The following is a 22,143-nucleotide window of genomic DNA, read 5'->3' on the forward strand; positions in this document are numbered from 1 at the left end:
ACCTATGACTTTTTCCCATCACGTCGCGGTCATCACCAGCGATGAGCAAGCCCTGATCGTCGCCAGCGACCTGGCCGAAGACTTCAAGCGCGACAGCGCCCTGCGCGACCGTGAACGTCGCTTGCCACTGCCGGAACTCGATGTATTTTCCCGCTCCGGTCTATGGGGCATCAGCGTGCCCAAGGAATACGGCGGCGCGGGTGTGTCCAACGTAACCCTGGCCAACGTCATCGCCCTGATCGCTCAGGCCGACGGCTCGCTCGGACAGATTCCGCAGAACCATTTTTATGCATTGGAAGTGCTGCGGGTGAACGGCAGCCACGCGCAAAAACAACGGCTATACGCCGAAGTACTCGCCGGCCAACGCTTCGGCAATGCCTTGGCGGAATTGGGCACAAAAACCGCCCACGACCGCGTCACCAGCCTCAAGCGCGACGGTGACGGCTATCGCATCAATGGCCGCAAGTTTTACTCGACCGGGGCGATTTACGCCCAGCGCATTCCGACTTCCGTGGTCGATGAAAACGGTGTGCAGCAACTGGCCTTCGTCCCGCGTGACAGCAAAGGCCTGACCGTGATCGACGACTGGAGCGGCTTCGGCCAGCGCACCACCGGCAGCGGCTCCGTTGTGTTCGAAGACGTATTCGTCGCGGCTGAAGACGTGCTGCCCTTCCAAAGCGCCTTCGAACGGCCAACCACGGTCGGCCCGTTGGCACAAATCCTTCACGCCGCCATCGACACCGGCATCGCCCGCGCCGCTTACGAAGACGCCCTGCACTTCGTGCGCAGCAAAACCCGCCCATGGATCGATTCCGGCAACGACAAAGCCACCGAAGACCCACTGACGCTGAAAAGCTTCGGCCACTTGAGTATTCGTCTGCACGCCACCGAAGCCTTGCTTGAACGGGCCGGCGAATTCCTCGACGCCGCACAAGCCGAGACTAATGCAGAAACCGTCGCCGCGGCTTCGATTGCCGTCGCCGAAGCACGGGCGATCAGCACTGAAATCTCTTTGGCCGCCGGCAGCACGCTGTTCGAACTGGCCGGCAGCCAGGCGACCCTGATCGAACACGGTCTCGACCGTCACTGGCGCAATGCCCGCGTACACACGCTGCATGACCCGGTGCGCTGGAAATATCACGCGGTGGGCAACTACTACCTCAATGACGAAAACCCTCCGTTGCGAGGGACGATCTGATGAGCGCGGCGAAAAAGAAGATCCTGCTCAACGCGTTCAACATGAACTGCATTGGCCACATCAACCATGGCCTGTGGACGCATCCGCGCGACACCTCGACGCGCTACAACACCCTCGAATACTGGACGGAACTGGCGCAATTGCTGGAGCGTGGGCTGTTCGACGGGCTGTTCATCGCCGACATCGTCGGCGTGTATGACGTCTATCAGAACTCGGTCAATGTCCCGCTGAAAGAGTCGATCCAGTTGCCGGTCAACGATCCGCTGCTGCTGGTTTCAGCCATGGCTGCCGTGACCAAAAATCTTGGTTTCGGTCTGACCGCGAATCTCACTTATGAGCCGCCGTATCTGTTCGCCCGACGCATGTCGACGCTCGATCATTTGAGCCGTGGTCGCGTCGGCTGGAACATCGTCACCGGTTACCTCGACAGCGCTGCGAAAGCCATGGGCCTCAGCGAACAGGTCGAACACGACCGTCGCTACGATCAGGCCGACGAGTACCTGGAAGTGCTCTACAAACTCTGGGAAGGCAGTTGGGAAAACGGCGCCGTACTCAACGACCGCGAGCAACGGATCTACGCCGACCCGGAAAAGGTACACAAGGTCGAGCACAAGGGCGAGTTCTATCAGGTCGAGGGTTATCACCTTTGCGAGCCTTCGCCACAGCGCACGCCGGTGCTGTTTCAGGCCGGCAGTTCCGATCGCGGTTTGCTGTTCGCCGGGCGTCACGCCGAGTGCGTGTTCATCAGTGGCCAGAACAAGCCGTCGACCAAAGTTCAAGTCGACAAGGTCCGCGCCAGTGCCGTCGAAGCCGGGCGTAATCCTGACGACATCAAGGTGTTCATGGGCCTGAATGTGATTGTCGGCGCGACCGAAGAGGCGGCATGGGCCAAGCACGCCGAGTACCTGAGTTACGCCAGCGCCGAGGCTGGCGTGGCGCATTTCTCCGCGTCGACCGGCATCGATTTTTCCCAGTACGAGATCGACGAACCGATCCAGTACGTGAAGAGCAATGCGATTCAGTCGGCGACCAAGAACCTGCAGAACAACGACTGGACTCGGCGCAAATTGCTCGACCAGCACGCCCTCGGTGGTCGCTATATCACGGTGGTTGGCTCGCCTGAGCAAGTGGCGGATGAGCTGGAATCGTGGATCGCCGAGACCGGCCTCGACGGTTTCAACCTGACGCGGATTGTTACGCCGGAGAGCTATGTCGATTTTATCGAGCTGGTGATTCCCGAGCTGCAGCGGCGTGGGTCGTACAAGACCGCGTATGACAGCGGCAGCTTGCGCGAGAAGCTGTTTCACGGTGAGGCGCAGTTGCCCGAGCAACACACCGGCTCCGCGTTTCGCCGCTAAAAGCATCGCGAGCAGGCTCACTCCTACAGGGGAACGCATTCCAAATGTAGGAGTGAGCCTGCTCGCGATGAGGCCATAACAAACACCACAAATTTATGCACTGACTGGAAAACCCATCATGACCAAAAAACGCCTGTCCCACCCAGTCAAAGCACTGGCCCTGGCCCTCGGCCTGTTCAGCTCGGCCATCTTCGCCGCCGACGCCCCGTTGAAAATCGGCACCACCGCCGCCTTCGCCATTCCGCTGGAAGCCGCCGTCGAAGAGGCCTCCAAACAAGGCCTGAAAGTCGAACTGGTGGAGTTCACCGACTGGATCGCACCCAACGTCAGCCTCGCTGCCGGCGACATCGACGTGAACTACTTCCAGCACATCCCGTTCCTCGAAAACGCCAAGGCCGCCGCCGGTTTTGACCTGGTGCCGTTCGCCCCGGGGATCATCAACAACGTCGGCCTCTACTCGAAAAAATACAAAAGCTTCGATGAGCTGCCCGAAGGCGCCAGCGTCGCCATCGCCAACGATCCGATCAACAGCGGTCGCGGTTTGCAGCTGCTGGCCAAGGCCGGTTTGATCACGCTGAAACCGGGTGTTGGCTACAAAGCCACCGAAGATGACATTGTCGCCAACCCGAAGAAGATCAAAATCCTCCAGGTCGAAGCCGTGCAATTGGTGCGCGCCTATGACGACGCCGACCTGGTACAGGGCTACCCGGCCTACATTCGTCTGGCGAAGACCTTCGATGCCGGTTCGGCACTGCTGTTCGACGGTCTCGACCACAAAGAATACGTGATCCAGTTCGTCATCCAGCCGAAGAGCAAAACCGATCCGCGCCTGATCAAATTCGTCGACATCTACCAACACTCGCCGGTCGTTCGCGCGGCGCTGGATAAGGCCCACGGCAAGCTGTATCAAGCCGGTTGGGAAAGCTGAGCATGACGGCCGCGATCCAACGGCGACTGGAGATTCCAGAGCCACACAATGCTGAAAAAACCGAGCTGCACCCGGAGTTGAATCGCGCCCACGTGCGTTTCATCGGTCTGGGCAAAACCTACAACGGCCGGCAAGGTCCGGTCGCGGCTTTGCAGGGCATTGATCTGGCGATTCAGCGCGGCGAAGTGTTCGGCATCATTGGTCGCAGCGGCGCCGGCAAGTCGTCGTTGATTCGCACCATCAATCGTCTGGAGCAACCGACGTCGGGGCGGGTGTTGATCGATCAGGTCGACATTGGCGAGTTCGATGAAGACCGTCTCGTCGCTTTGCGCCGACGCATCGGCATGATCTTTCAGCACTTCAATCTGATGTCGGCCAAGACCGTGTGGCAGAACGTCGAACTGCCGCTGAAAGTCGCGGGTGTGCCGAAAGAACAACGCGAAAAAAAGGTGCGCGAACTGCTCGAACTGGTTGGCCTGCAAGAAAAGCACAAAGCCTATCCGGCGCAACTTTCCGGTGGGCAGAAACAGCGCGTCGGCATCGCCCGCGCGCTGGTGCATGACCCGGATATTTTGCTTTGCGACGAAGCCACTTCGGCGCTCGATCCAGAGACCACCCAGTCGATCCTTGGCCTGCTGCGCGAGATCAACAAACGCCTGGGCCTGACCATCGTCCTGATCACTCACGAGATGGCGGTAATCCGCGAAATCTGCGATCGCGTTGTCGTGCTTGAGCACGGTCGGGTGGTCGAACAAGGCCCGGTCTGGGAAGTGTTCGGCAATCCGCAGCACGAAGTCAGCCGGACCTTGCTCGCGCCGCTGCAACATGCATTGCCGGAGGAATTGCAGAGCCGCTTGCAAGCCCAAGCGCCGTCCTCCGACGCCGCTGTGGTGCTGCGCTTGCAGTTCACCGGCAGCGCCAGTGATGAACCGGATCTGGCCGCGCTTTTCACAGCGCTCGGCGGTCGGGTGAAATTGCTGCAGGGTGGCGTGGAACGGATTCAGGGTCACGCGTTGGGGCAACTGTTATTGGCCGTCAGCGGCTCAGCGCTCAGCGCCGAGCAATTGCGTGAGCGCGCTGCACCGTGGGCGCAACGCGTGGAGGTAGTGGGTTATGTGGTTTGATCGCTTGTTGCAGGGCTTTATCGACACGTTCCTGATGGTCGGCGTGTCGTCGCTGATAGCGTTGCTGGTGGGGATTCCGATGGCGGTGATCCTGGTCACCAGCGACAAGGGCGGGATCTACGAAGCGCCGGTGTTGAACCGTGCCTTGGGCGCGTTCGTGAACCTGTTCCGCTCGATCCCGTTTCTGATTCTGATGGTCGCGCTGATTCCGTTTACCCGGTTGATTGTCGGTACTACGTACGGTGTCTGGGCTGCCGTCGTGCCGCTGACGATTGCGGCGACGCCGTTTTTCGCGCGGATTGCCGAAGTGAGTCTGCGTGAGGTTGATCATGGTTTGATCGAAGCGGCGCAAGCGATGGGCTGCCGGCGTTGGCACATTGTCTGGCATGTGTTGCTGCCTGAGGCGCTGCCGGGGATTGTCGGTGGTTTCACCATTACGCTGGTGACGATGATCAACTCGTCGGCGATGGCCGGGGCAATTGGCGCAGGTGGATTGGGGGATATCGCCTATCGCTACGGCTATCAGCGCTTTGACAGTCAGATCATGTTGACGGTGATCGTGTTGCTGGTGGCGTTGGTGGCGGTGATTCAGTTGGGTGGGGACCGGTTGGCACGGGGGTTGAACAAGCGCTGAGCTCATCCGGAATCATGCCGTGCCTCTGAAACCGCTTTCGCGAGCAGGCTTGCTCCCACATTTGGAATGCGTTCCCCTGTGGGAGCGAGCCTGCTCGCGAATGGCTGCGCAGCAGCCCCGAACTCGATGGCGTATATTCGGCAAACCCCAATTGCCCGCGTATCCCCACCATGAAGCAGACCCCCACCGATCTCGAACAGATCACCGCCACCACCCTCGGCCACTACAACTCGGTGGCTGAAGACTTCCGTGAAGGCACCCGCGACCACGATGTCAGCCAGAACATCGATGCCTTGTTGCGGCATATTCACGGTTCAGCGCCCCTCACGATTCTGGATTTCGGCTGCGGGCCGGGGCGGGATTTGCAGACGTTTACACGTATGGGGCACATCGCCGTCGGGCTGGATGGTTCGCAAGAGTTTGCGCGAATGGCCCGTGAGGACAGTGGTTGCGAGGTGCTGCAACAGGACTTTCTGAAGCTCGACCTGCCGGCTGAACGCTTCGACGGGATCTTTGCCAATGCGGTGCTTTTTCATGTGCCGTTGCAGGAATTGCCGCGGGTGCTCAAGCAATTGCATGGCGCCCTGAAGCCCGGTGGCGTGCTCTTCAGCTCAAATCCGCGCGGGGATAACCGTGAGGGCTGGAACGGGCCGCGCTATGGCTCGTATCACGATCTTGAGGCGTGGCAAGGGTTGCTGACGGACGCGGGGTTTGTCGAGCTTGAGCATTACTACCGGCCGGCGGGGCTGCCGCGAGAGCAGCAGCCTTGGTTGGCCAGTGTCTGGCGCAAGGACTGAGTTGAGTCAGGAAAAGCCCCTCACCCCAGCCCTCTCCCACAGGGAGAGGGAGCCGACCGAGGTGTCTCGCTTCATACATCGACCTGAGAGACCGAGTCGATTATGGATTCAGCGAAGATATTTCGGGTCGGCGTATCTCCAAGGCATCCCCCAATCAGTCCCCTCTCCCTTTGGGAGAGGGTTAGGGCCGCTGTTGACTCAATCCTTCTTCGGCTCGCGAATCTTGTACCAGGCCACATACAGCGCCGGCAGGAACAGCAACGTCAGCAACGTCGCCACCACGATCCCGCCAATCATCGCGTACGCCATCGGCCCCCAGAACACTTCCCGGGCGATCGGGATCATGCCCATGCTCGCCGCAGCGGCAGTCAGCAGGATCGGCCGACGTCGATGCTCGGTCGCCTCGACCACTGCATCCCACGGCGCGTAGCCCTTCTTCTCGAACTCATCGATCTGCGTCACCAGAATCACCGAGTTACGGATGATGATGCCGATCAGCGCCAGAATGCCCAGAATCGCCACGAAACCCATCGGCGTGCCGGTCGGCACCAGCGCCAGCACCACGCCGATCAGCCCCAGCGGCGCGACACTGGCGACGAGGAACATCTTCTGCACGCTGTGCAACTGGATCATCAGAAAGGTCGCCATCAAAAACAGCATCAACGGCAAAACCTTGGCGATCGGCCCCTGCGCCTTGCCGCTCTCCTCGACCGTACCGCCGGTGGCGACTTTGTAGCCCACTGGCAGTTTGTCAGCGAAGGCATCAATAGACGGTTTGAGCAGTTTCACCAGATCGGTCGGCTGGATCTCGTCGCGCACCGAGGCCTTGATGGTGATGGTCGGCAAGCGGTCGCGACGCCACACCAGCGGCTGTTCCAGCTCATAGCGCACAGTGGCGAACGCCAGTAACGGTATCGATGTGCCGTTGGGCGTAACGATCTGCAGATTCTGCAGGGTTTCCGGCGTACCACGCTCCGAATTCACCGCCCGGCCGACCACATTGATCAGGTAGATGTCGTCGTTGACCTGGGTCAGCGGCGCGCCGCTGACGATGCTGTTCATCAGGTTGGCGACGTCTTCGGACGACAGCCCGAGCTGCCGCGCCTTGTCTTGGGCGATGTCGATGCGCAGGACTTTGCCCGGCTCGTTCCAGTCATAAATGATCTCGCCGATGTGCGAGTTCTTGTCCAGTTCGGTGGCGAGATCGATGGCGTGCTTGCGCACTTGATCGATGTCCTTGCCACTGACCCGGTACTGGATTGGCCGCCCAACCGGCGGGCCCATTTCCAGCGCCTGGACGTAACTGCCGATGCCGACGAAGTCCTTGTGCAAGCGCTCGCGCAGACGCTGACTCAGTGCCTCACGGGCCTCGAAGTCTTTGCTGACGATCACCAGTTGTGCGTAGTACGGGTTTTGCAATTGCTGGTCGAGCGGCAGGTAGAAACGGATCGCGCCCTGACCGATGTAGGTGCTCCAGCGCACAATGTCCGGGTCGCCTTTGAGGGTTTCTTCCAGCTTGTCGACGGCTTTGCGTGTTTCGTCGATGGAGGCGTTCTGTGGCAGGTTCAGGTCGACGAGAATTTCCGGGCGGTCCGATGCCGGGAAGAACTGATTCTGCACAAAGCGCATGCAAAAAATCGACAGGGCAAACAGCAGCACGGTGATACCGATCGCCCACCAGCGATTGCGCATCGCCCACAACAGGCCGCCATTGAACGCACGCCCGACGCGGCCCGGCTCGGCGTCATGGGGTTTCACGTTGGCGCTGAGAATGTGCACGCCGATCACCGGCGCGAAGAACACCGCGACAATCCACGACACAATCATGGCCACGGCAATCACCGCAAACAGCGTGTAGGTGTACTCACCGGCGGAACTGGCGTTGAGACCGATCGGCACGAAACCGGCGACCGTTACCAGCGTCCCGGTGAGCATCGGGAACGCCGTCGAGGTGTAGGCGTACGTCGCGGCCTCCTCCTTGCTCTCGCCCATTTCCAGGCGCGTGACCATCATCTCCACGGTGATCATCGCATCGTCGACCAACAGGCCGAGGGCGATGATCAATGCGCCGAGAGAAATCCGCTGCATGGTGATGCCACTGTATTCCATGAACACAAACACCATCGCCAACACCAGCGGAATCGAGCACGCCACCACCAGGCCGGCGCGCACGCCGAGGCTGATAAAACTCACCACCAGCACGATGATCACGGCTTCGAACAGCGCGCTGGTAAAGCCACCAACGGCCTCCTCCACCACCACCGCCTGATCGGACACGGTGTGCACACCCACGCCAACCGGCAAGTCTGCGGTCAGTTCATCGATGCGCTGGTGCAACGCCTTGCCGAATTCCTGAACGTTGCCGCCCTTCTGCATGGCAATCGCCAGACCGATGGCCGGTTTGCCGTCAAAGCGGAATTCCGGGGTAGCCGGATCGGTGTAACCGCGAGTGATGTCGGCGATGTCAGCCAAACGATAGAAACGGTCGTTGAGCTTGAGATTGACCTCGGCGAGATCTTTTTCCGAGGCGAATTGCCCCGAAGTGCGCACGGAAATCCGCTCAGGACCGGCCTCGATCACACCGGCCGGGGTCACGGCGTTCTGCGATTGCAGGCTCTGCACAACCTGACGCTGATCGATACCCAACGCCGCCAGTTTGCGGGTAGAGAAGTTCAGATAAATCACTTCGTCCTGCTGGCCGATCATTTCGATCTTGCCCAGCCCCGGTACATTGCGGATCTCGGCCCGCGCCTGTTCTACGTAATCGCGCAACTGGCGCATGGTCAGGCCGTCGGCGGTGAAGGCGTAGACCGAGCCGAAAACATCACCGAACTCGTCGTTGAACCCGGGCCCCTGAATACCTTTGGGGAACTGCCCGCGAATGTCGTCGATCTTCTTGCGCACCTGGTACCAGATTTCCGGGATGTCCTTGGCGCTGGTGGTGTCGCGCAGGTACACGTACACCGTCGATTCGCCGGGGCGCGTGTAACTTTTCACGTAGTCGAGGGAGTCCAGTTCTTCGAGTTTTTTCTCGATGCGGTCGGTGACCTGCGCGAGGGTTTCTTCCTGGGTCGCGCCCGGCCATTTGGTCTGGATCACCATGGTTTTGATGGTGAACGACGGGTCTTCTTCGCGGCCCAGATTGAAGTACGAGAACACACCCATCAGCAACGCGACGAACATCAGGTACCAGACGAATGACTGATGCTTGAGGGCCCATTCGGAGAGGTTGAAAGAGCCTTTCATTGACTGTCCTCGTCAAGTTTTACCGATTGTCCGGGTTTGAGGCTGTTGACGCCGGCGCTGACCACGCGCTCGCCATTCTTCACGCCGCCCGCAAGCACCACACTGCTGTCGGTGCGGCTGATCACGCTGACGTCGCGGGGGCTGACGGTTTTGCTCTGGGTGTCGATGACCCAGATCCGTGGTTTGCCGTCGACCTCCTGCACAGCGGTAGCCGGCAATTCGATGCGCGGTTTGATCGCTGAACTGAGGGTTACGCTGATCGCCGTGCCGAGGCGGAAACCGTCCGGTGTCTCGGCCAGCGTCAGGCGTGCGCGACGAGTACGCGTGGCGCTTTGCGCCTGCGGCTCGATCTCGCGAAGGGTTGCCGTGGTGTTGATGCTCGGGTCGAGTTGCCCGGCCACCAGAAACACCACGTCGGAGGGAATCTGATCGACCAGGGTGTCGGGCAGATCGATCACCGCTTCCTTGATGTCCGGTTGCGCCAGAGTCACGACCTGCTGGCCCGCCGTCACCACTTGCCCGGCTTCGGCGTTCCACGCGGTGACCACGGCTTTATGGTCGGAACGCAGTTCGGTGTAGCCGAGCTGGTCCTTGCTTTGATTGACCGCCGCCCGTGCCTGGTCCAGCGAGGCCTGGGTGGTTTTCAAGTCCGTGGTGGCGATGTCCAGTTGTGCCTGCGCCCCTACGCCACGATCGAACAGTGCCTGCTGACGGCGGGCATTGGCCTGGGCATTGATCAGTTGCGCCTGAACCTTGGCCAGGTCGCCCTGGGCCGAACGCAATTGGTTCTGCTGATCAGACGGATCGAGGGTGGCGAGCAGCGTGCCCTTTTGCACTTCGGTTCCGACATCGACGTTGCGGCTGGCGATGCGGCCACCGACGCGGAAACCGGTGTTGCTTTCATAGCGCGCCTGGATGCTGCCGGCGAACCGCCCGAGGCTTTCCTCGCTCAACGCTTGAACCTTGACCGATAACACCGGACGTACCGGCTCCGGAGGTGGCTCGCTTTTCGAGCACGCCGCCAGCAACACACCCACGGATAACAGCCCCAGACGCTTCATGGCTGTGCTCCCGGTTGCAGACCCTTGTAGGTGTTTTCAGCGATTTCGACTTTCATGCCGGGATGCAACAACTGCCCACCGGCGACAATGACTTTCTCCCCGCCCTTGAGGCCTTCGCTGATGATGACCTTGCCGATCAGGTAGCGGCCGACGGTCACGTTGTGCAACTGCGCCTCACCTTTATCGTCGACCATCCACACCGCCGGATCACTGATGTTTTTCGTCAGCGCTGACCACGGCAGTTCGACTGCCGACTTGCCGCTGCCCTTGGCGGTGGCGCTGACCACCGAGCCCAGCTGCATCCCCTGTGGCAGGCTGTCGAGGCTGACTTTTACTTGCACCGTGCCGGACTGCGCCGACACCGCCGGGGTGATTTCACGCACCGTGCCGGTGGTTTTGATGGCAGGGTTATCGAGCAGGCTGACGACGATCGAGGGATCCGCAGGACGCTCGGCCAGCAGCGACTCGTATACGTTGAACACCGCGTCACGGTCGCCATCGCGAGCCAGACTGAAAATCGGCGCAGTGGCCTGCACGACCTGGCCGACTTCGGCTTGGCGCTCGGTGATCACCCCCGGAGCATCGGCAATCAACGCGGTGTAGCTCAACTGATCTTTGGCATTGGCCAATTGCGCCTGCGCCGCGCTCAAGGCGCTCTGGCTGCTGCGTAACGCGGCTTGGGCGGAATCGTATTCGCTCTGGCTGGTGTAGCCCTTGGGCAGGAGTTTTTGCTGGCGCACGAAGGCCGCAGCGCTCTGTTTCACCCGGGCTTGTTCAGCAACGACCTGGGCTTGAGCCGAATCGACGTTGGTCTGTAAATCCTTGGGGTCGAGTTTGGCCAGCACCTGTTTGGCGGTAACCCGGTCGCCGACGTCGACCATGCGCTGGATGATCTTGCCGCCGACGCGGAACGACAGTTCGGTCTGCACGCGCGCCTGCACGTCACCGGTCAATGTCACCGAAGCCGCGTAATCCGTGGGTTTCACTTCCTGTACGAAGACCCTGGGCAGGTATTCCTCAGGAGCTTTTTTCTCGCCGCATGCGGTCAGCAAAGTGAACAGACTCAGCATGACCGCTGTTTTCAAACCGGGACTCGCCATGCAGACTCCTTCCTGTGTACGAACGTGCAAGTGACGATACGACTGTGAGCTTAGAACAGGGTTCAACGTTCGCCCGTTCGTCCCCCATGTTTTCCTGCGGCAGCACCTACAATAGGCGTCTCAAGAGAAGGAATTCCATGCTCAACACTCTGGCAGTGGCCAATTACCGCTCGATCAACAAACTGGTGATCCCGCTGGGCCGGCTGAACCTGATCACCGGCCCCAACGGCAGCGGCAAGTCCAACCTCTACCGGGCCTTGCGCCTGTTGGCGGAAACCGCTCAGGGTGGCGTGGTCAATGCGCTGGCCCGTGAAGGCGGGCTGGAGTCAACCTTCTGGGCCGGGCCGGAAACCATCAGCCGGCGCATGCGTAACGGCGAGGTGCCGATCCAGTCGACAGTACGCCGAGGTGTAAAGCGTCTACGCCTGGGGTTCGCCGGGGAAGATTTCAGCTATTCGATCAGCCTCGGCCTGCCCGACTCCAACGGGCACTTCATGCTGCCCGAGCATTCGCAACCGATTCCCTCGCGCTTCAGCCTCGACCCGCAGATCAAGCGCGAGTGCATCTGGGCCGGCCCGCTTTACCGCCCCGCCAGCCTGCTGGTGGATCGTGACGGCCCGATGATCCGCACACGCAACGAGCGCCAATGGGATGTGCTGGCGCAGCACACGCCGAACTTTGACAGCCTGTTCGATCAGGTCGGCAGCCTGCGCAGTTCGCCGGAAGTGTTTCAGATGCGCGAGTTCATTCGCCGTTGGCGCTTTTACGATCACTTTCGCAGCGATGCCGATGCACCGGTGCGCCAGCCGCAATTGGGCACACGCACGCCGGTGCTGCATCACGACGGCCGTGATCTGGCGGCGGCGTTGCAGACGATCATCGAGATTGGCGATGGGGATGCGATGCGTGCGGCGATTACCGATGCGTTTCCTGGCGCGCGGGTGCATATCGAAGCGCAGGCCGGTGGACGGTTTGCCATCGAGTTTTATCAGGAAGGTTTGTTGCGACCGTTATCGGCGGCGGAGCTGTCGGACGGGACGTTGCGCTATCTGCTGCTCGTCGCGGCATTACTAACGCCACGGCCACCGTCGCTGATGGTGCTGAACGAACCGGAAACCAGTCTGCATCCGGATCTGCTGCCAGCGTTGGCGCGGTTGATTGTCCGTGCCTCGGAGCAGTGTCAGGTGTGGGTGGTGTCGCATGCACGGCGGTTGATTTCGGCGTTGCAGGAAGATCCGGAGTGCAACTGCATTGTGCTGGAGAAGACACTGGGGCAGACCGGGATTGTCGGGCAGCGGGTGCTGGATGAGCCGGCGTGGAACTGGCCGGATTGAGCGTTCAAGCCAAAAGCCCCTCACCCTAACCCTCTCCCAGAGGGAGAGGGGACTGATTGGGGGATGCTCAAGAGTGACGCCGACGTGAAAATGCATCTGTGAATCCAAAGTCGAAGTGACGCCGACGCGAAATGCGTCTGTGAATCCATAATCGACTCGGTTTGTCAGGTCGATGTCTGATGCAAGACACCTCGGTCGGCTCCCTCTCCCTCGGGAGAGGGCTGGGGTGAGGGGCAGGCCTCACCACCGACCTGACAGACAATCACCCCTGCCACTTGCCGCCTTCAACAATCACACTCTCAGGCTTGGTGTCATCGCTCAGCTCTTTACGCACATATTGGTCGTACAGCTTGAGCAGATATTTCTCCTCACCCAGTTTGGCCAGCTCAGTATTCACCCAGTCGCGCAGCTCGATATTGCCCTTCTTCACCGCCGGCGCAATCGGCGCTTCGGCACCGAGCTTTTCATCGAGCACGCGATAGCCCGGGTTCTGCTTGGCCCAGCTGAACAACACCAGGTTGTCCTGTGCATAAGCATCGCCACGACCGTTGGCCAAAGCTTGCAGCGATTCGGAGTTTTTCTCGAATTTCAGCAGTTTCCAGTCCGGATGATTCTTGGTAAGCCAGATATCAGCGGTGGTGCCAGTGGTGACGATGGTGGTGCGGGTTGCCAGATCATCGAGTTTTTTCACCGAGCTGCTTTGCGGCACCAACGCCTGCACCGCGACCTTGAGGTTTGGGTTGGTGAACTCCACCGCTTCCTTGCGCTCAGGCGTGACGGTCATGTTGGCGAGGATCAGGTCGACCTTGTCGCTTTGCAGAAACGGAATACGGCTTGCCGGCTCGACGGCAACGAACTCGACCTTGTTTTCATCGCCGAGCAGATCCTTGGCGAAACGCCGGCCAATGTCGGTATCGAAACCGACGTAGCGCCCGGCCTCATCGACAAAACCGAATGGCGGCTTATCGGTAAAGACGCCAACGATCAGTTTGTCGCGAGCCTTGATCTTGTCCAGGTAACCGGCCGGCGCAGTGCTTTCACTGGCGACTTTCGGCTTCGGCGGTTCTTCGGTTTTGCTGCAACCGGCAAGCAAGGCGAGGCTCAGTAGAGGCAGTAAAAAAGCGGCAGTTTTCATAACAGTTCCAGTTCCTTTGTCGGATTCGTTTTTGGCAGTGTTGCCACGAAGGAGAACTTCTCCAGAAACTGCTGCGCGCGTGCGGTTTGCGGGTTCGTAAAGAAAATCTCGGGCGGGTTCTGTTCAAGGATGCGCCCGGCATCCATGAACACGATGCGGTCGGCCACCGCGCGGGCGAAGGCCATTTCATGGGTGACGATCAACAGGGTCATGCCTTCGCGAGCGAGGCCCTGAATGACCTGCAAAACTTCCTTGACCATCTCCGGATCGAGGGCGGCGGTGACTTCGTCGAAGAGCATCACCCGCGGGTTCATGCACAACGAGCGGACGATGGCGATGCGTTGCTGCTGGCCGCCGGAGAGCTGACGCGGGAAGGCATCGCGCTTGTCCAAAAGTCCCACGCGTTCAAGCAGCGCTTCGGCTTGTTGCTGGGCTTCACGGCGCTGACGATTCTGCACCTTGAGCGGGCCGAGCAGCAGGTTGTCGAGCACGCTCATGTGCGGGAACAGGTGATAACTCTGGAACACCATACCGATCTGCTGACGGATCTCGCGCCAGTCGGTGGCCTTATCCAGCAGCTCACGGCCGAGGAATTTCAGGCTGCCGCTGTGCGCCTCCTCCAGACCATTGAGGCAACGCAGCAAGGTGCTTTTGCCGCAGCCGCTGGGGCCGAGGATGACGATCACTTCACCGCTCTGCACTTGCAGGTCGATGCCGTTGAGCACTTGCTGCTCGCCATAGAATTTGTTGAAACCGTGAAACTCGATCAATGCGCTCATGCTTGCGTCCAGCGCCGCTCCAGCACGCGCGAGGCGGCCGACAACGGGTAGCAGATGAAAAAGAAAAACAGGAACAGCGCGCCGTAGATCAGCACCGATTCGTAGGTGCGTTCGATGATCTGCTGGCCGACTTTGATCACGTCGACCACACCGATGAGCACCGCCAGCGAGCTGGTCTTGATGATCCGTGTGTAGACGTTGATGGTCGGCGGCGTCATGCGTTTCAGCGCTTGCGGCAGCAGCACGTAACCGTAGAGTTGCGCGGCGTTCAAACCAATCGACAGCCCCGCTTCACGCTGGCCGCGTGGTAACGAATGCAGCGCACCGCGCGCCACTTCGCCCACCTCGCTGGCGCCCCACAGGGACAGCACCAGCACCGCGCACCAGAAACTCGGAATGCTCAGACCAAAGAAAATCGGCAGACCGAAGAACAACAGATACAACCAGACCAGCACCGGGATCGCCCGGAATAGCTCCAGGTACACCCGCAGAATCGCGTTCAACCACGTCACGTTCAACGTGCGCAACACCCCGTAGAGCACGCCGCCGACAGTGCTGATGGCGATGCTCAGAAAAGAGATCGACAGAGTTTGCCCGGCGCCTTTGGCCAATTGCGGCAACGACACCCAAAGCAATTCAAGACCCGAACTGGCCATGCTGGAGCCTCCTTTCCAGACGGCTGAGCAGCAGCGACAGCGGCAAGAACAACAGCACGCAGATCAGCGTCAGCACGGCGAGCATTTCGTAGGTTTTGTAATACAGCGCGATGTAGCTCTTGGTGGTGTAGAGGATTTCCGGCACCGCCACCGCCGAGACCACGGTGGTTTCCTTGAGCAGGAAAATGAAATTGGCGAACAGCGACGGCAGGCTGAGGATCCCCGCTTGCGGCAGGATCACATAGCGCAGCAACTGGCCGTGGGACAGACCGATAGAGCGCCCTGATTCCAGTTGCGCCTGCGGCACCGCATCGACGCCGGCGCGCAGCACTTCGGTGAGGTAGGCGCCGCCGAGAAAGGTCATGGTGATGATTGCGGCGGTGAAACCGGAAACCTGGATCCCCACTGCCGGCAAGGCGAAGTAGACGAAAAACAACTGGATCAACAGCGGCGTGTTGCGCGCCAGTTCCACATACAGGCCGACCAGTTTTTGCAGGTATGGCGTGCGGAACACCAGAATCGTCGCGTTGAGCAGCGCCACCAGCAACGAGGTGCCAATGGCGATAAAACCCACCTGCAGCGTCACGCCCACGGCCTTAAGAAACGCCGGCAGGGTGCTGAGGATAAATGCGTAATCGAAAGTCATGAAACGTCCTGGACGCCGCTCGGTAAGCGACGGTGGTGCAGTCCGTGGACAGCGGATGGCTGTCCGGCAAGCACCGACTTTATAGGTATAAAAACAAGAATTTAAATACCGTTAAAGCATATTGATATCACCCAAAAAACTATCCTGTGGGTTTGCCGGGAAGGAATAAGAAGGCTATTTTCCTTTGCGCTGTAGGACGGATCTTTTTTTCACGAAAGCCCTCCAAGGACGAACAGCTTTTGGCCAGACTCCCCCGGCCAAACCCATAACAAGGAAGAAAACATGGACGTAAAAGTGCCGCAGCGACTGGATCCGCAGGAGATTGTGAAATTGTTGGTGGCGTTGAGGCGGGCGTTGAAGGCTGCAGCGTAAGTCAAAAGCCCCTCACCCCAGCCCTCTCCCGGAGGGAGAGGGAGCTAACCGAGGTGTCTTGCGTCATACATCGACCTGAAAGACCGAGTCGATTATGAATTCAGCAGAGATCTTTCACATCGGCGTACTTCTACAGCATCCCCCAATCAGTCCCCTCACCCCAGCCCTCTCCCGAAGGGAGAGGGCTGGGGTGAGGTGTCTGGCGTTTTGCATCGACCTGAAAGACTGAGTCGATTATGGATTCGGCAGAAATCTTTCACATCGGCGTACCTCTACAGCATCCCCCAATCAGTCCCCTCACCCCAGCCCTCTCCCGGAGGGAGAGGGAGCCGACCGAGGTGTATGGCGTATTACGTCGACCTGAATCATCGAGTCGATTATGAATTCAGCAGAGATCTTTCACGTCGGCGTACCTCTACAGCATCCCCCAATCAGTCCCCTCTCCCTTCGGGAGAGGGCTAGGGTGAGGGGCTTTTTCAACGCACACACAAAAACGCCGATGCCCATCACTGGCCATCGGCGTTTTCACACCTTGAAGGGGTTCACTCAAGCGTCAGATCAGAACGCCGGCAGTACCGCGCCGTTGTACTTCTTCTCGATGAACGCTTTGACTTCCGGGCTGGTCAGGGCTTTGGCCAACTTCTGGATCGCGTCGCTGTTCTTGTTGTCCTCACGGGCCACCAGGAAGTTCACGTACGGCGAGTCAGCGCCTTCAATCACCAGCGCATCTTTCTGCGGGTTCAGTTTGGCTTCCAGCGCGTAGTTGGTGTTGATCATGTCCAGGTCAACTTCTTTCAGAACGCGTGGCAGCAGGGCCGATTCCAGTTCCTTGAACTTGAAGTTGTGCGGGTTCTTGGCGATGTCTTTTGGCGTTGCCAGAGCGTTTTTCGGGTCTTTCAGTTCGATCAGGCCAGCCTTCTGCAGCAGGATCAGGGCGCGGCCGCTGTTGCTGCCTTCGTTCGGGATGGCGATGGTGGCGCCGTCCGGCAGTTCAGCCAGGGTCTTGTACTTGCTCGAATAACCACCGAACGGTTCAACGTGAACGCCCTGCACGGTCACCAGGTACTTGGACTTGTCGTCCTTGTATTTGCCCTGGTTGAAGCTGTTCAGGTACGGCAGGGTCTGGAAGTAGTTGGCGTCCAGACGCTTCTCGCCAACCTGTACGTTCGGCTGAACGTAGTCGGTGAACACCTTGATTTCCAGATCCACGCCTTCTTTGGCCAGGGTCGGTTTGATCAGCTCAAGGATTTCAGCGTGCGGCACCGGGGTCGCGGCAACCACCAGTTTCTCGCCGGCATTGGCCAGGGAAGCAGTCAGAGCAGCCGCCAATGCGGTAAACAACAGAACCTTTTTCATGCAGTGTCCTTATCGAAAATCACGGTCGTCATCGACGACGGCATTAATACGTGTGCCAGTGAAGTGATATCGCTGGCGTGGGTCGGACAATACCGGGATTTTTTATTCCCGGACAATAACGTTTATTCAGCTTCATATTCCATTTTGTTCATGTTGAACGAAACGGTTACAACGCCTCACCCAAACGAATCAGCAAATCTTTCAATGCCTTACGCTCATCGACGCTGCCGCCGATGTTGATTTGTGCAACCAGTCGCTCGATCTGAAGCTGCGGCCCAGACACCTCGGGCAGATTCAGGTGCTCCGGCAGAATTTCGTCACCGGTACTCACCAGCAGGGCAAAGTGAATGACGTTTTCCAGCTCGCGGGTGTTGCCCGGCCAGCTGTGTTGTTCGAGCACGTGCTGCGCTGCTTCGCTGATCAGCGGCACAGGCAGGTCGAGGCGCTGGCTATAGATGCCAAGGAAGTACTCGGCCAACGAGAGGATATCGCCGATACGCGCGCGCAACGCCGGCAACTCGAGATGACCTTCGCTGAGGTAGTGATAAAGCCGCTCGTGGAATTTCCCGGCGTCCACTGCTTGCGCAAGATCGATGCTGGTCGCCGCGACCAGGCGCACATCCACCGGGCTCGGCTGATGCGCACCGACACGGGTGACTTCGTGGTTCTCCAGGGCGGCGAGCAGTTTGATCTGGATCGGCAGCGGCAAATCGCCGATTTCATCGAGGTACAGCGTGCCGCCGTTGGCCGAACCGAACCAGCCTGCACGGCTGCTGGCCGAGCCGCTGTAACTGCCGGCGGCATAGCCGAACAGTTCGGCATCGGCGTAGGTCGGGCTGATCGCACCGCAATTGACCGAAACGAACAGGCCGCTGCGGTCACTGGCGCGATGGATGTGGCGAGCGAGCAATTCTTTACCCGTACCGGTCTCGCCACGGATCAATACCGAGGTCGAGCGCGGCGCCAATTGCTCCAGCTCTTCACGTAACTGACGTGAGCGTGGGTCGACAAACACCAATGCCTTGGCGCGAATGCTCAGGGGGCTTTTTTCCGCGTCAGGAAAGGTCAGCAATGGCTGACCGAAGGTTTCGAAACTCATGGCAGACTCCCGCCCAAAACCGCCGGGAGACGGGGGCGTTGAAAGAAATAAAAATCAGGCGCGGCGGCGAGCGTGGTGTTCCATGCGGTTTTGCAGGCGATAGAGATAAGCAAAACCCTGCTCCCAGCGCTGATGCCCGGACTTGACGTTGATGTGTCCGGCACCGGCGAGAATCCCCGCCTCGGCGCCCCAGTTGCGCGCCAGCTCCAGCGCTCGCGGTGCACTGACGGCAGCATCGTTATCGGAGCTGACCACCTGGCTTGGAAATGGCAGCAGATCGGTCGGAATCGGTGCGAAATTGCGCAGCGCCGGCGCGCACGCTGGGCGCTCGACATCGGCCGGCGCAACCAGCAAGGCGCCGCGTACCTGACGCAGGTATTGCAACGGCGCCGTGGCCGCCCAATGGGCAACCGTGACGCAGCCCAGGCTGTGGGCGATAAGGATCACTGGCGTGCTGTCGGCAGCAATCGCTTCGGCCAATGCCGCGACCCAGTCTTCACGACGCGGCGTCAGCCAATCGTCCTGCTCGACTCGCGCGCTGTTCGGCAGGCTGTTCTGCCAGTGGCTTTGCCAATGATCTTCTGGCGATCCTTGCCAGCCCGGCACAATCAGGTAGCGGATTGATTCGTTGCGCATGGGGAGCTCTCCTGCGTCGTGTCTGTTCCTGAACGAGTATAGGGAGGGGATTTATATTCGTTAAGGAATAAGAAGCTATTTATTAAGATCTGAAATGAATATGAGTATTGTGTATGACTTTAGATCCTTTCCCCCTCACCCCAGCCCTCTCCCCCAAGGGGGCGAGGGGGAAAGGGAGCCGATCTATGCGGTTTTCAGATTTGGAGTTCGACTGGATATTTCAGATCGGCGTATAGCGGCCAAACAACGCGGTCAGTCCCCTCTCCCTCCGGGAGAGGGCTAGGGTGAGGGGCTTTTCTCCCTGCCAGAAATAAAAAAAGGGCCGCACCCTGCCAAGGAGACGGCCCCGGAAAAACGTTAAATCTGTCACCGCGCAGTAATCACCGACAACTTGGTAATCCCCGCTCGTTCAATCGAAGCCATCGCCCGCGCCACTTCGCCGTAGTTCACCCCGTCATCGGCCTGCAATTGCACGCGCACTTCCGGGTCCTTGGCCTTGGCCGACTTGAGGTTGAATTCCAGCAAGTCCGGCTGAATCTCATCCTTGTTGATAAACAGTTTGCCGGCACCATCAATGCTCACCACCAGCGGATCCTTCTGCTCGACCGGCGCCACCGCTTCGGTCTTCGGCAGATTGATCGGGATCGCATTGGTCAGCAGCGGCGCGGTGACGATAAACACCACCAGCAGCACCAGCATCACGTCCACCAGCGGCGTCACGTTGATCTCGCTGAGTACCTCATCACTGTCTTGCGTGGAGAAGGCCATATCAGGACGCCTCCTTCACTTTTGCCGCGTTGCCGGTTGCCGCGACCTTGTGCGCGGTCGGATGAATCAACACGCGGAACGCACTCTTCTGCGCCAGGCTGTAGAAGTCGTGGGCGAAGTCATCCAGATCCGCCGCCGTCAGTTTCAACCGGCGCAAAAAGTAGTTGTAAACCAGCACCGCCGGCACCGCGACGGCGATACCCACGCCCGTTGCGACCAGTGCCGCACCGATCGGGCCGGCCACCGTTTCCAGGCTCGCCGAGCCAGCCGCGCTGATGCCTTTCAACGCCTCCATGATTCCCCATACCGTGCCGAACAAACCAATGAACGGCGACGTACTGCCAATACTGGCGACCACTGCCAGACCGGTTTCCAGCGAACGGCGTTCGCGGACAATTTGCTGACGCAGGGCGCGCTCCAGTCGATCCTGATGGTTGATCGCCTGGCTCAAATCCGTGGCCTGTGGCGCCTCACCTACTTGAATCGCTGCGTAACCGGCCTGTGCCACCCGGGCCGCAGCGCCGGGTTGGGTTTCGCTCAATTCAGCGGCGGAATCGAGACTCGACGCCGCCCAGAAACGTTTATGAAACTTGCGATCCTGTGCCTTCAGACGACCGAACTGCACAGCCTTGAGCAATGCCAGACCCCAGGTGGCGACGGAAAAAACCACCAGCAGCCAGATCACCGCGCTTTCGATGGATTCCAGTGGAGATGCCAGTAACGTCATGATGTATTCCCTCGTGTAAACGTTTCGCGCGAATTTGGTTTCGGTTTAATGAATCTTGAAATCGATGGGCACGCTGACCCAGCCGTCCTGGGCCACATCACCCTGCTTGGCCGGGACGAAACTCCAACGTTTCACGGCGTTCAGCGCCGCGTCGTCGAGCTGCTGCCGGCCGCTGCTTTTGGCTATCTGGATCTCACCCGGTTTGCCGCTGGCCAACACATGCACGCGCAGCAACACCGTGCCTTCCCAACCGCGACGCTGGGCCAGTGACGGGTATTCCGGTGCCGGGTTTTTCAGGTACGCGGCATTCGCTGAGGCCGGGGTTACCGGTGCCGGCGCGGGAGGTGCAGGTGGCGCTGGCGCTGCAACCGGGGCTGCCGGTTGTGGCGGCGCCGGTGGTTGCTTAACCGCTTTCGGTGCTGGTTTGGGTGCCTGTTTAACCACCGGTTTAGGTTTCGGAACGGGTTTGGGCGGCGGCGGTTTTACCGCGAGTTCGTCTTCCACGGGCGGTGGTGGTTCAACCACTGGCGCAGGTGGCGGCGGCTCGACTACCGGTGGCGCTGGCGGTGCCGGGCGCGAGAACTCGATGGTCATCGGCGGAATTTCCGGTGGCACGATCGGCAGCACTGGCGTCGGCTTCTGGCTGATCCAGTAGATCACCGCGCCATGCACCACCAGCGCGAGCACGCCGAGCAGAATTGTTTCGCGCCGACTCAGAATGCCCTTGGGCGCACGCTGCAAACGCAACTGCCCCAACGGCACACGATGCGGCCGGCCGAGATCGACCAACTCGCCACCCGGCGTCTGACGCCACAGCAATTCCTCTGCGCTGGCGGCGGTCTGGACATTGCCCATTGATTCACTCCCTGCGGTCTTTTTGCGTTCTCTACAAAAACTGCCGATCAACCGTTTTGTTGAATCCCCCACGGCGAATCGATGGGTGAATCATTGGGCTTGACGCTTATCTCCGAAAGTAATCTTTAACGTTATGCATAGGTCTTTATGGAATATAAAAATTGATCAATTCTGCCAAAGCCACGCGCCACGCGGGCTGCAGCGATGCGTGAAAAAGAGCATGCTTTTCAGGCATTGAAAGTATTCATGCAACGCATCAAATTCGCCTGACCCGGTTTTGCAGGACGACTAATACCAAGTAGATAATTGATTATTATTTTCCAGAAACAGCAAA

At 59.6% G+C, this 22,143-nt stretch carries 20 protein-coding genes; 7 read left to right on the forward strand and 13 right to left on the reverse strand.

The features are described from left to right. Positions 1–4 precede the first annotated feature (4 nt). The 6 genes from KBP52_RS17340 to KBP52_RS17365 all read left to right on the forward strand — a co-directional run bounded on the left by KBP52_RS17340 (position 5) and on the right by KBP52_RS17365 (position 6,039). Positions 5–1,198 (forward strand): SfnB family sulfur acquisition oxidoreductase, encoded by a 1,194-nt coding sequence (locus KBP52_RS17340; protein ID WP_077570180.1) that lies wholly within the window; start codon positions 5–7, stop codon positions 1,196–1,198. Further along, a complete protein-coding gene (locus tag KBP52_RS17345; protein WP_212620621.1) occupies positions 1,198–2,556 on the forward strand; it encodes an LLM class flavin-dependent oxidoreductase in 1,359 nt (452 codons plus the stop codon). Before KBP52_RS17340 ends, KBP52_RS17345 begins: the two co-directional genes overlap by 1 nt. Positions 2,557–2,674: 118 nt before the next feature. Next, positions 2,675–3,484: a MetQ/NlpA family ABC transporter substrate-binding protein gene (locus tag KBP52_RS17350; protein WP_099757704.1), complete on the forward strand. Its 810-nt coding sequence runs from the start codon at positions 2,675–2,677 to the stop codon at positions 3,482–3,484. Positions 3,485–3,486: 2 nt separating this feature from the next. Then, the gene (locus tag KBP52_RS17355; protein WP_212620622.1) at positions 3,487–4,608 is read left to right on the forward strand and encodes an ATP-binding cassette domain-containing protein; all 1,122 of its coding nucleotides are present in this window, start codon (positions 3,487–3,489) and stop codon (positions 4,606–4,608) included. Beyond that, positions 4,598–5,242, forward strand: coding sequence for a methionine ABC transporter permease (locus tag KBP52_RS17360; RefSeq protein ID WP_034151854.1), 645 nt, complete (start codon positions 4,598–4,600; stop codon positions 5,240–5,242). Before KBP52_RS17355 ends, KBP52_RS17360 begins: the two co-directional genes overlap by 11 nt. Before the next feature lie 170 nt (positions 5,243–5,412). Next, positions 5,413–6,039 carry a class I SAM-dependent methyltransferase gene (locus KBP52_RS17365; protein ID WP_212620623.1) on the forward strand — a complete coding sequence of 209 codons (627 nt, stop codon included), beginning with the start codon at positions 5,413–5,415 and terminating at the stop codon, positions 6,037–6,039. Between the two features lie 198 nt (positions 6,040–6,237). Here the strand turns inward: KBP52_RS17365 and KBP52_RS17370 are convergent, their stop codons facing one another. Genes KBP52_RS17370 through KBP52_RS17380 form a run of 3 tightly spaced genes read right to left on the reverse strand, consistent with a single transcriptional unit; the run spans position 6,238 to position 11,446 of the window. After that, a complete protein-coding gene (locus KBP52_RS17370; RefSeq protein WP_212620624.1) occupies positions 6,238–9,285 on the reverse strand; it encodes an efflux RND transporter permease subunit in 3,048 nt (1,015 codons plus the stop codon). Beyond that, on the reverse strand, positions 9,282–10,346 hold the full coding sequence (locus tag KBP52_RS17375; protein WP_127925420.1) for an efflux RND transporter periplasmic adaptor subunit: 1,065 nt from the start codon (positions 10,344–10,346) through the stop codon (positions 9,282–9,284). The genes KBP52_RS17370 and KBP52_RS17375 overlap by 4 nt, the downstream gene beginning before the upstream one ends. Next, entirely contained in the window at positions 10,343–11,446 is a 1,104-nt protein-coding gene (locus KBP52_RS17380; RefSeq protein ID WP_123592915.1) for an efflux RND transporter periplasmic adaptor subunit, read from the reverse strand. The genes KBP52_RS17375 and KBP52_RS17380 overlap by 4 nt, the downstream gene beginning before the upstream one ends. A gap of 137 nt (positions 11,447–11,583) precedes the next feature. Here KBP52_RS17380 and KBP52_RS17385 point away from each other — a divergent pair, with 137 nt between their 5' ends. Beyond that, positions 11,584–12,780, forward strand: coding sequence for an AAA family ATPase (locus tag KBP52_RS17385; protein WP_116029327.1), 1,197 nt, complete (start codon positions 11,584–11,586; stop codon positions 12,778–12,780). Between the two features lie 262 nt (positions 12,781–13,042). Here KBP52_RS17385 and KBP52_RS17390 read toward each other — a convergent pair whose 3' ends face one another. The 10 genes from KBP52_RS17390 to KBP52_RS17435 form a co-directional block, all read right to left on the reverse strand. After that, positions 13,043–13,915, reverse strand: coding sequence for a transporter substrate-binding domain-containing protein (locus tag KBP52_RS17390; RefSeq protein ID WP_212620625.1), 873 nt, complete (start codon positions 13,913–13,915; stop codon positions 13,043–13,045). Beyond that, positions 13,912–14,694, reverse strand: coding sequence for an amino acid ABC transporter ATP-binding protein (locus KBP52_RS17395; protein ID WP_212620626.1), 783 nt, complete (start codon positions 14,692–14,694; stop codon positions 13,912–13,914). The genes KBP52_RS17390 and KBP52_RS17395 overlap by 4 nt, the downstream gene beginning before the upstream one ends. Beyond that, positions 14,691–15,350 (reverse strand): amino acid ABC transporter permease, encoded by a 660-nt coding sequence (locus KBP52_RS17400; protein WP_007918714.1) that lies wholly within the window; start codon positions 15,348–15,350, stop codon positions 14,691–14,693. The genes KBP52_RS17395 and KBP52_RS17400 overlap by 4 nt, the downstream gene beginning before the upstream one ends. Next, positions 15,331–15,996 (reverse strand): amino acid ABC transporter permease, encoded by a 666-nt coding sequence (locus KBP52_RS17405; RefSeq protein WP_008083580.1) that lies wholly within the window; start codon positions 15,994–15,996, stop codon positions 15,331–15,333. Before KBP52_RS17405 ends, KBP52_RS17400 begins: the two co-directional genes overlap by 20 nt. A 930-nt stretch (positions 15,997–16,926) precedes the next feature. After that, positions 16,927–17,724, reverse strand: a complete 798-nt coding sequence (locus tag KBP52_RS17410; protein ID WP_007918708.1) for a MetQ/NlpA family ABC transporter substrate-binding protein — start codon at positions 17,722–17,724, stop codon at positions 16,927–16,929. Positions 17,725–17,890: 166 nt separating this feature from the next. Further along, positions 17,891–18,823 (reverse strand): sigma 54-interacting transcriptional regulator, encoded by a 933-nt coding sequence (locus tag KBP52_RS17415; RefSeq protein WP_110720868.1) that lies wholly within the window; start codon positions 18,821–18,823, stop codon positions 17,891–17,893. Between the two features lie 54 nt (positions 18,824–18,877). Continuing rightward, positions 18,878–19,459, reverse strand: coding sequence for an alpha/beta hydrolase (locus KBP52_RS17420; RefSeq protein WP_212620627.1), 582 nt, complete (start codon positions 19,457–19,459; stop codon positions 18,878–18,880). A gap of 366 nt (positions 19,460–19,825) precedes the next feature. Further along, positions 19,826–20,227, reverse strand: a complete 402-nt coding sequence (locus KBP52_RS17425) for a biopolymer transporter ExbD (RefSeq protein ID WP_003220570.1) — start codon at positions 20,225–20,227, stop codon at positions 19,826–19,828. Position 20,228: 1 nt separating this feature from the next. Continuing rightward, positions 20,229–20,954 carry a MotA/TolQ/ExbB proton channel family protein gene (locus KBP52_RS17430; protein WP_123592911.1) on the reverse strand — a complete coding sequence of 242 codons (726 nt, stop codon included), beginning with the start codon at positions 20,952–20,954 and terminating at the stop codon, positions 20,229–20,231. A gap of 45 nt (positions 20,955–20,999) precedes the next feature. Next, on the reverse strand, positions 21,000–21,809 hold the full coding sequence (locus tag KBP52_RS17435) for an energy transducer TonB (RefSeq protein WP_212620628.1): 810 nt from the start codon (positions 21,807–21,809) through the stop codon (positions 21,000–21,002). Positions 21,810–22,143 lie beyond the last annotated feature (334 nt).

Source organism: Pseudomonas sp. SCA2728.1_7 (assembly GCF_018138145.1).
Classification (GTDB): Bacteria; Pseudomonadota; Gammaproteobacteria; order Pseudomonadales; family Pseudomonadaceae; genus Aquipseudomonas; species Aquipseudomonas koreensis_A.